The 8,870-nt window shown below is 63.7% G+C and carries 6 protein-coding genes; 2 read left to right on the plus strand and 4 right to left on the minus strand.

Features of this window, described 5'->3' with window-relative positions; genetic code table 11:
* Positions 1-15: 15 nt before the first annotated feature.
* The 4 genes from NKT35_RS07700 to NKT35_RS07715 all read right to left on the minus strand — a co-directional run bounded on the left by NKT35_RS07700 (position 16) and on the right by NKT35_RS07715 (position 6,011).
* Entirely contained in the window at positions 16-621 is a 606-nt protein-coding gene (locus NKT35_RS07700) for a helix-turn-helix transcriptional regulator (protein WP_254300430.1), read from the minus strand.
* 3 nt (positions 622-624) lie between these two features.
* Positions 625-2,034, minus strand: coding sequence for an HlyD family type I secretion periplasmic adaptor subunit (locus tag NKT35_RS07705; protein WP_254300431.1), 1,410 nt, complete (start codon positions 2,032-2,034; stop codon positions 625-627).
* A 1-nt stretch (position 2,035) separates the two neighbouring features.
* A complete protein-coding gene (locus NKT35_RS07710; RefSeq protein ID WP_254300432.1) occupies positions 2,036-4,204 on the minus strand; it encodes a type I secretion system permease/ATPase in 2,169 nt (722 codons plus the stop codon).
* A gap of 322 nt (positions 4,205-4,526) precedes the next feature.
* Positions 4,527-6,011, minus strand: coding sequence for a TolC family outer membrane protein (locus NKT35_RS07715; RefSeq protein WP_254300433.1), 1,485 nt, complete (start codon positions 6,009-6,011; stop codon positions 4,527-4,529).
* Positions 6,012-6,172: 161 nt separating this feature from the next.
* Here NKT35_RS07715 and NKT35_RS07720 point away from each other — a divergent pair, with 161 nt between their 5' ends.
* On the plus strand, positions 6,173-6,841 hold the full coding sequence (locus NKT35_RS07720) for a transglutaminase-like cysteine peptidase (RefSeq protein ID WP_254300434.1): 669 nt from the start codon (positions 6,173-6,175) through the stop codon (positions 6,839-6,841).
* A 20-nt stretch (positions 6,842-6,861) separates the two neighbouring features.
* The gene (locus tag NKT35_RS07725) at positions 6,862-8,763 is read left to right on the plus strand and encodes a bifunctional diguanylate cyclase/phosphodiesterase (protein WP_254300435.1); all 1,902 of its coding nucleotides are present in this window, start codon (positions 6,862-6,864) and stop codon (positions 8,761-8,763) included.
* Positions 8,764-8,870: the final 107 nt, after the last annotated feature.

Raw genomic sequence — 8,870 nt, forward strand, 5'->3', positions numbered from 1 at the left:
CGGCGATGCGCCATTTCAGTGCGCGGGCTGGGTCAGCTTGAGCAGCAGCTGCAGGCGGTCTTCGACATTGAATTTCTGGAAGATGGCCGACAGGTGCGCCTTGACGGTGCGTTCGGTGATGTCCAGCTCGCGGGCGATTTCCTTATTGGAATAGCCCTTCTTCAAGGTGGTGATCACTTCCGCCTCGCGCGGCGAGACCTGGCGCCGCCAGTCCGCCTGCGCCGCGTCCGGCACCAGGCTACCGAAGCGCTGGCACAGCTGCAGCAACAGGCTGCGGCCCAGCCAGGTGCCGCCGGCCTCCACGGTGGCCGCCACTTGGCGCAATACCGCCTCGCCGTCGTAGGCGTGGGCATAGCCGGCCGCGCCCAGCTGCAGCCAGCGCATGCCTTCGGCGTCGTCCGGCATGGAGGTGAGGGCCAGCACCCGGTAATGCCGGCACAGCCCGGCCCAATCGGCGCCGCGCTGCTCGGGCGTCAGGCTGGCCAAGTCCAGCCACAGCATGGTGTCGGACGAAGGCGAGCCGGGCGGCAACCCCGCCGCCAGCACGGCGGCGCCGCTCGACAGGGTTCTTTGCCAGTATTGGGCCAGCGTCGGGCTGGCGGTCATCAGCAGGTGCTTCATGTGTCAACGCTCCCGCAGCGCCTCGGTTTTGGCGCGCAGCACAGGTTTCAGCAGATAAGACAGAATGGTCTTCTTGCCGGTCATGATGTCCACTTGGGCCACCATGCCGGGGAAAATCGGCAGCTTGTCCTTGCCCAGCAGCGAGCCTTGCGTCTTCACCTTGACGATGTAGAAGGCATTGCCTTTTTCATCGGTGATGGTGTCGGCGCCGATCTCGTCCACCTTGCCTTCCATGCCGCCGTAGATGGTGTAGTCGTAGGAGGTGAAGCGCACCACGGCGTGCTGGCCGGGATGCAGGAAGGCGATGTCGCGCGGGGTGATGCGGGTTTCCAGCAGCAAGGAGTCGTCTATCGGCACGATCTCGATGATGTCTTTGCCCGGCTGCACCACGCCGCCTATGGTGTTGATGAACAGGCGCTTGATCTGGCCGCGCACCGGCGAGCGGATTTCCGACAGCTTCACCTTGTCGGCCAGCGCCACGCTGCCCGCCGACAGGCTGCTGGCCTTGGCCATGGTGTCGGAGAGCTCGGCGCTGGCGACGTTGCGCATCGCCAGCTCCACTTCCTGGATCTTGCGCTGCGCTTCGCTGATGGCGGCCTGGATCTTGGGAATCTGCGCCGAGGCCTGGTCGCGTTCGCCGCGGAAGCGGGCGACGTCGCGCTCCAGCCGCAGCAGATCGACGTCGGACACCGCGCCGGATTCCTTCAGCGGGCGGGTGACGTTGAGCTCCTTGACGGTCAGGTCGTAGCTGGACGAGGCCTGGTCGCGCCGCGCGCGCGCCTCGTTCATTTCCTGGCTGCGCTGCGCCAGCTGTTGGCGGGCGATGCCGACATTGGCGTTGAGCTCCATCTGCTTGGAGTTGTACAGCTCCATCTCTTGTTTGGCGATGTCCGGCGCCATCTGCGCCACCTTGGGCGGCAGTTCGAACGGCGTGCCGGAAGCCAGCGCCTTCAGCCGCGCGGTCTTGGCTTGCAGGGCCAGGTATTGCGCCTGGTTTTCCTGCAGCGAGGAGACGAAGCGGGTGTTGTCCACATTCAGCAGCAGCTGGCCTTTTTCGACGATCTGGCCTTCCTTGATCAGGATCTTGGACACCACGCCGCCGTCCAGGCTTTGCAGGTGCTGGTTCTGGCCGGACGGAATCACCTTGCCCTCGCCGCGCGACACCTCGTCCACCTTGGAGAAGGCGGCCCAGGCGAAGGCGACGATGAAGAAGCCCAGCATGCTCCAGACGAAGATGCGCGGACGGCCGGGTTTTTGCTGCAGGATGGCCCAGTCGGCGTCGGCGGCGAAATCGTGGCGCTCGGCCAGATCGCGCGCCGCGGCCCAGTCCATCAGCTTGTCCCAGTAAGGGCTGGTTTTTTCCTGGCCGCGGTCCACCCAGTCGGCCAGCTTTTGTTTCAGTTTCGCTTGCATCTTACGCCATCGCCTTTCCGATCTTGCCCTGTTGCAGCGCCTCGATCACCTGTTGCTTGGGGCCGTCGGCGACGATGCTGCCCTGATCGATCACGATCAGCCTGTCCACCATGTCCAGCAAAGCGTTGTGGTGGGTGACCAGCAGCATGGTCTTGCCGGCCGATACCTTGGCCAGGGTCTGGCGGATCTGGTGCTCGCTGCTGTGGTCCATATTGCTGGTGGGTTCGTCCAGCAGCAGGATGGGCGGCGCGTTGAGCAGGGCGCGGGCGATGGCGACGGCCTTGCGCTGGCCGCCGGACAAGGAGTCGCCGCGCTCGCTGATCGGCATGTCGAAGCCTTGCGGATGGCTGTTGATGAAGCCGGTCAGGCCGGCCAGGTCGGCGGCGGCGGCGATGCTGGCGTCGAAGGCGTGCGGCGAGCCCATGGCGATGTTCTGGCGCATGCTGCCGTAGAACAGTACCGGGTCTTGCGGCACGTAGCCGATCTGGCGGCGCAGTTCGGCCGGGTCGATCTGGTGCAGGTCCATGCCGTCGATGCGGATGGCGCCTTCGGTGGGCTGATACAGGCCCAGTATCATTTTCTGGATGGTGGTCTTGCCGGAGCCGACGCGGCCGATGATGGCGACGCGCTCGCCGGCCTTGATCTTGAACGACACCTCGCGCAGCGACACCATGGGATTGTTGGGGTAGCTGAACGAGACATTACGGAACTCGATCTCGCCCTGGAAGCTGGTGCGGTGGAAGAAGGCGGCGTCTTTCTCGCGCTCCACCGGCATCTTCATGAAGCCGTCCAGCGAAGCCAGCGAGGTCTTGGCGTTGTGGTACTGCGTCATCAGGTTGACCACCTGGCTCAGCGGCGCCATGGCGCGGCCGGACAGCATCACTGCGGCGATGACGCCGCCCATGGACACATTGCCGGCCATGATTTCATAGACGCCCAGCACCAGCATGGCGATGGACAGCAGCTGCTGGATGAAGCCGGCGAAGTTCATCGTGGCGGCGGCCAGCACCTTGAGGCGCGAGCCGATCTGCGCCAGGAACAAGGTGGCTTGCTCCCATTTGCCCTGCATCTCGCCTTCGGCGGCCAGCACCTTGATGGTTTCCAGGCCGGACAGGCTTTCCACCAGATAGGCGTTGCGCTGCGAGCCGGCGCGCAGCGTGGTTTCGGACAGCGCCTGCATCTTTTCCTGGACCAGCAGGGCGAAGACGATCATCACGACTATCGCCACCACCATAGGTACGGCCATCAAGGGCGCGATCCACAGGATGGCGATCAGGAAGATCAGCACGAAGGGCACGTCGATCAAGGCGGTGATGGATGCCGAGGCGATGAAGTCGCGCACCGTTTCGAAGGCGCGCAGATTGGCGGCGAAGGCGCCCACCGAGGCCGGGCGCGCCTCCATGCGGATGCCCAGCACCCGCTCCATGATCAGGGCCGACAAGGCCACGTCCACGCGCTTGCTTGCCAGATCCAGCAGATAGCCGCGGCTGAGCTTGAGCAGGAAGTCGAAAATCAGCACCAGCGCCGCGCCGCTGGCCAGCACCCACAGCGTTTCCAGCGCCATATTCGGCACCACGCGGTCGTATACCGCCATCGATACCATGGGCGTGGCCAAGGCGAACACATTGATCAGAAAGGCCGCCAGCAGCGCGTCGCGATAGAGCGGACGGCTGCCGTAGATGGTGCGCCAGAACCAGTGGCGCGAGCGGATGTCGGCCAGTTCCGGGGCGCGCTTTTCGTATTGGAAGCGCGGCTTCACCAGGATGGCGATGCCCTCGTAGCTGTGCTCCAGCTCGTCCAGCGGGATTTCGACCACCGCGTCGGGCAGCTCGGACAAGCTGAGAAATGCGACGCCGTCGCGGATGTCGCGCAAAATGCCGGCGGTATTGTTTTCCAGCAGCAGCACGGCCGGAAGCAGATTCTGGCGCAGGCTGGACAGCGGTTGGCGCAATACGCGGGTGGACAGGCCGATGCGGCGGGCGGAGCGCGCGAACATCGACGGCGACAGACGGTTGTCCACCAGCGGAATGCCGGCGACCAGCGATTCGCGGGTGGCGGTGATGCCATAGCCGCGCGCCAGCGAGAACAGACAGTCTAATAAGGGATCGAGATGCGTGGCCTGCTGGCTGAAGCTGGCCGCCGCGCCTGGATTGGGTTGCTCGGAAGCCATGCTTCCACCTCCATGCTTTTAACTACTACAACTATTTATTAATAAATGGATTGCAAAAACACTCATATGAGCCTTATGGCATCGATATGAGCAGGGCGCCGAATCAATATATCGCACCGCATTTTGTTCCACTCAGCGCACATCTTGATGTCGTGCGCATATTTGTTTGGCAGGATCTGCCTGTGAACAAGATGTTAATGCAATCGGTATTTTTCGGCAAAAATTATTAAATGATAATAAATTGTTGCAGCTGCTGCATGGATTGATAACTGTCAGCGGCAGGCGCAATCAGATACGCCTGCCGCTGGCCAAGCGGCGACAATCAGGACGGATTCGTCTTGCTGGCTTTTTTGCCCGGGGCTGCCGTCGGATTGACCAGGGTGGTGGAGATATAGGGCTTCACCTGGATGCTGGATTTGTCGAAGGCCGGCGGCGGGGTGTACTGGGTGCTGCAGGCGTTGCGCTCTTCCTCGTCGGCGGAGGCATCGAAGTTGTACTGCTCGATCGGTTTGATCTGCAGGCTGGACAGCAGCAGGCCGGAGGATGCCAGCACGCGGACTTGGGCCAGCTTGTTGTCGTACTCGGCATTGCTCAGCGCGCGCTTGGATTCATACAGCTCGTTCTCGCTGTCCAGCACGTCCAGCAGCGAGCGCTGGCCGATGTCGAACTGCTTCAGGTAGGCGTCGCGCGCTTTCTCGGTGGACAGGGCGTGCTGGCGCAGATAAGCCATCTGCTCGTTCAGCTTGCGCACGTCGTTGTTGGCGATGCGCACGTTCTGCTGCAGATCGCGGCAGGCTTTGTCGCGCAAGTCCAAGGCCGAATTGTAGCGTTCGGCCGCCGCGCTCAGGCGGGCCTTGTCGGCATTGCCGCGGAACAGATTGAAGTTGAACGCCAGCTCGATCATCTGGCGCTCGTGGCGGCCCAGCGTGCCGTTCAGGTTGTCGCCCTGTTCCTTGCGCGCGCGCAGGTCCACGGTGGGGGAGAAGGCGCCGCGCTTGACGTTGACGTCGCTTTTGGCCGCGGTCAGATTTTCCAGCGCGGCGAGGTAGCTCGGGCTGCTGCGCACGGCGGTGACCAGCAGATCCTTGTCTTGCGGCAGCTTGTCCTTCAGCGACGGGGCCGGCGCCAGATTGGCCGGCGGCTCTTCGCCAAGCAGGCGGAAGTAACGTGCGGAAACGTCGTGGAGGTTGGACGCCTCGTTGATCATATTGGTTTCGGACAGGGCCAGACGGCCGGCGGCTTGCTCCAGGTCAACACGTCGTCCGACGCCAGCCTTTACCTTCTGTTCCAGTTGGTCATAGATGCCCTTGTGGATGGCGTAGCTGTCCTTGGCCAGCTCCAGCAGTTCGCGGTAGCGCAGCACGTCCAGATAGGTGCGGCTCGCCTCCAGGCCCATTTGTTCCGAAGCGTCCAGGAAGTCGTAGTACTTGCCGCGCTTGCCGGCTTCCAGCTGGTTGACGGTGTACCAGGTCTGGAAACCTTGGAACAGGTTTTGGGCCAAGTTGGCCGACCAGCCGTTGCGGTTGAAATCGCTGTTGATTTGCGGGCCGTTGTTGACCAGCGGTTCGTTGTTTTTCTCGCGGCCCGCCGCGTAGCCGATATCCAGCGTCGGCATGTAGCCGGCGCGGCCGATGCCGGTTTCTTCCGCGGCGGCGCGGAATTCGTGGAAGCGGTAACGGACTTCCGGATTGCTGATGATGGTTTTTTCGACCATTCCCTTCATCTCCAGCGCTTGAGCTTGCAATGCAGACAGGGCCAGCAGCGCGGTCGCGATCAGACGGGCAGGTTTCTTCAACGCAAATTTCATTGCCAGGGACTCCACGGAACGGGGTAGGGTAAAAAACATTGTTAAGTTATTTAACAAATAGCTTAAATGTTTTGGTCTAAAATGGCAAGTGAATATCACGCCTTGCCGGACTACCATTTGTCAATCTGATACAGTGTCGATATCCCACCCGGTAAGCGACGATGAAATCCGCAAACCTCCTGTCCAGATGGCGCTTGTGGCGCGTTTTGCTGGCCGTCGCCTTGTTGTCGGCAGGCCTGGGCGTGATTGCGGCCAATCTGGCGCCGGAGCAGTCGGCGCGGCGCTACGGGCCGCGGGCGGTGACGCTTTACCATGAATGGACGCAATTGCTGGGGCGTCTGCAGGGTGCCGAGGAGCGGCAGAAGCTGCTGGACGTGAATCAGTTCTTCAATCGGCGGATTCAGTACCGGCTGGATATCGACAACTGGGGCGTGGCCGACTATTGGGCCACCCCGCTGGAGATGTTCGGCAAGGGGGCGGGGGACTGCAAGGCCTACAGCATAGGCAAGTACATCTCTTTGCTCAGCCTGGGCGTGGCGCCCGAGAAATTGCGCATCACCTATGTCAAGGCGCGCATCGGCGGGCCGGACAGCTCGGTCAGCCAGGCCCACATGGTATTGGCCTATTATCCCGCTCCGACCGCTGAGCCGCTGTTGCTGGACAATCTGGTCAGCTCGGTGGAGCCGGCGTCGCAGCGGCCGGACCTGACGCCGGTGTTCAGCTTCAATGCCCAGGGGCTATGGGTCGGCGACCGCAGCAGCAATGTTTCCAAGCTGACGCGCTGGCGGCAGCTGATGGACAAGATGCAGAAGGAAGGCTTTACCTTTTGATTCGTGATGAAGACCAAACCATGAAAAACCTCTCCCTGATCCAGCGATTGTGGCTCTTGCTATTGCTGCTGGTTTTCCTGTCCTTGTCCGGCGCCCTGCTGGCCAATCTGTACAATGCCCGCGGCTATCTGGAGCAGCAATTGACGGCGCAGAACGCCAATACCGCCAATTCGCTGGCATTGATGATCAACCAGAACCGCGCCGATCCGGTGATGGCGGAAACCCTGATCAACGCCGCCTTCGACCAGGGGCATTTGCGCAGCGTGCGCTGGCAGGGCATGGACGGCAAGGCGAAAGTGGAGCGGGTGAACGCCGTCGGCTTCCAGCTGGCGCCGCAGTGGTTTCAGAGCCTGCTGCCCTTGTCGCCGGCCGATGGCCGCGCGTTGGTGACCTCCGGCTGGATGCAGGCGGGCGAGGTGCAGGTGAAGGCGGAGTTGGGTTACGCCTACGAGTCGCTGTGGCTGGGCACGCTGCAGACCATGCTGTGGTTGCTGGGCGCGGGGCTGCTGGCGGGCTTGCTGGGCTCCGTGGACATCGTCAAGCTGCGGCGGGATCTGAAACAGGTGGTGCGCCAGGCCAACGCCATCAGCGAGCATCGCTTCATCCAGATCGCCGAGCCGTCGGTGCCGGAGCTGGCCACGGTGACGCGGGCGATGAACAAGATGGTGGCCAGGCTGCAGAGCTATCTGCAAGGCCTGTCGGCCGAGCTGGATCAATTGCGCCGCGAACGCCATACCGACGCGGTGACCGGCCTGGCCAACCGCGAAGCGCTGGAGCAGGCGGTGGCCAGCGCGCAGGAGGAGAATGAAGACGCCAGCGGCTATCTGCTGCTGGTGAGGCTGTCCGGCCTGGCCGAGCTGAACCAGCGCCTGGGCGGCGAGCGCGCCGACCAATTGCTGCGGCAGCTGGCGGTCGATCTGGAACAGGAGGCGCGGCGGCGCAAGAGCTGGCTGGCGGCGCGGCTGCGCGGTGCCGATTTCGCTCTGTTCTGCCCCGAGCTGGAGCAAGAAGACGCCAGCCAGTTGGCCGAGACCTTGTGCCAGCAGCTGGCCTTGTACCGCCAGATGGGCCTGAGCGACCAGCCGGCCGTCGGCCATATCGGCTTGTGCGGCTTCGGCCAGGCGGATGACTTCGCCGCGCTGCTGACGCGGGCCAGCCAGGCGCTGGCCCAGGCCGAGGCTGCGGGCGACAACCAATGGCGGCGCGACGACAGCGCCGCGCCGGCATTGGCGTCGGAGCGGGATTGGCGGGAGCTGCTCCAGCAAAGCTGCAGCCAGCATCAGTTGCAGCTGCGCTGGTATCCGGTGAAAGACGCTCAGCGCCAGGTGCTGCGGCACGAAGCCATGCTGTACCGCCCGGCGCGCGACGGCCAGCCGGCGATCAACGCCCTGCGCCTGGTTTCGCATGGCTTGCGGCTGGGGCTGACGCATCTGGCTGACCTGGAGGCCTTGCGGCTGGCCCTGGACAGCGCGCCGTCGGCCAGCATCGCCGTCAACCTGTCGCCGGCTTCGCTGGCGGAACCGGCGTTTGCCGGCAGGGTGAAAGACATGACGCGCGGCAGCAAGCTCAGCATCACTTTCGAATTCGACGAAACCGGGCTGGAGGAGCAATGGGACGCCTTCCTGGCGTTCGGCGAAGCGGCGCGCGCCGCCGGCCACGCGGTGGCGGTGGAGACCCGCGGCCATAGGCTGCAGCTGGTGGCGCGGCTGGATCAGGCCGGCGTGGCTTACCTGGTGCTGGACGGCGCGCTGACGAGGGGCATCGACCAAGACGCCGGCCGCCAGGCGCTGGTCAAGGGCCTGCAAAGAATGACGGCGCTGATGGGCATCCAGCTGGTGGCCAAGGGCGTGGCCAGCGAGTCCGACGCGCGCAGCCTGGCCGGCATGGGCATCGATGGCCTGACCGGTCCGGTAGTGGGCTGAGGGCTTTCAGAGTCCAAACGACAAGGGCGCCGAAACGGCGCCCTTGTCGTTTGCACGCGGCGCTCTGCTGGCCGGGCTGGGCCGTGGTTGGATCCCGCCGACGGCGC

The sequence above is a fragment of the Chromobacterium sp. IIBBL 290-4 genome, assembly GCF_024207115.1.
Lineage (GTDB): Bacteria > Pseudomonadota > Gammaproteobacteria > Burkholderiales > Chromobacteriaceae > Chromobacterium.

Coding starts and splice junctions, on each gene's coding strand:
- NKT35_RS07700 (WP_254300430.1), bottom strand. CDS start 621: ATGAAGCACCTGCTGATGACCGCCAGCCCGACGCTGGCCCAATACTGG.
- NKT35_RS07705 (WP_254300431.1), bottom strand. CDS start 2,034: ATGCAAGCGAAACTGAAACAAAAGCTGGCCGACTGGGTGGACCGCGGC.
- NKT35_RS07710 (WP_254300432.1), bottom strand. CDS start 4,204: ATGGCTTCCGAGCAACCCAATCCAGGCGCGGCGGCCAGCTTCAGCCAG.
- NKT35_RS07715 (WP_254300433.1), bottom strand. CDS start 6,011: ATGAAATTTGCGTTGAAGAAACCTGCCCGTCTGATCGCGACCGCGCTG.
- NKT35_RS07720 (WP_254300434.1), top strand. CDS start 6,173: ATGAAATCCGCAAACCTCCTGTCCAGATGGCGCTTGTGGCGCGTTTTG.
- NKT35_RS07725 (WP_254300435.1), top strand. CDS start 6,862: ATGAAAAACCTCTCCCTGATCCAGCGATTGTGGCTCTTGCTATTGCTG.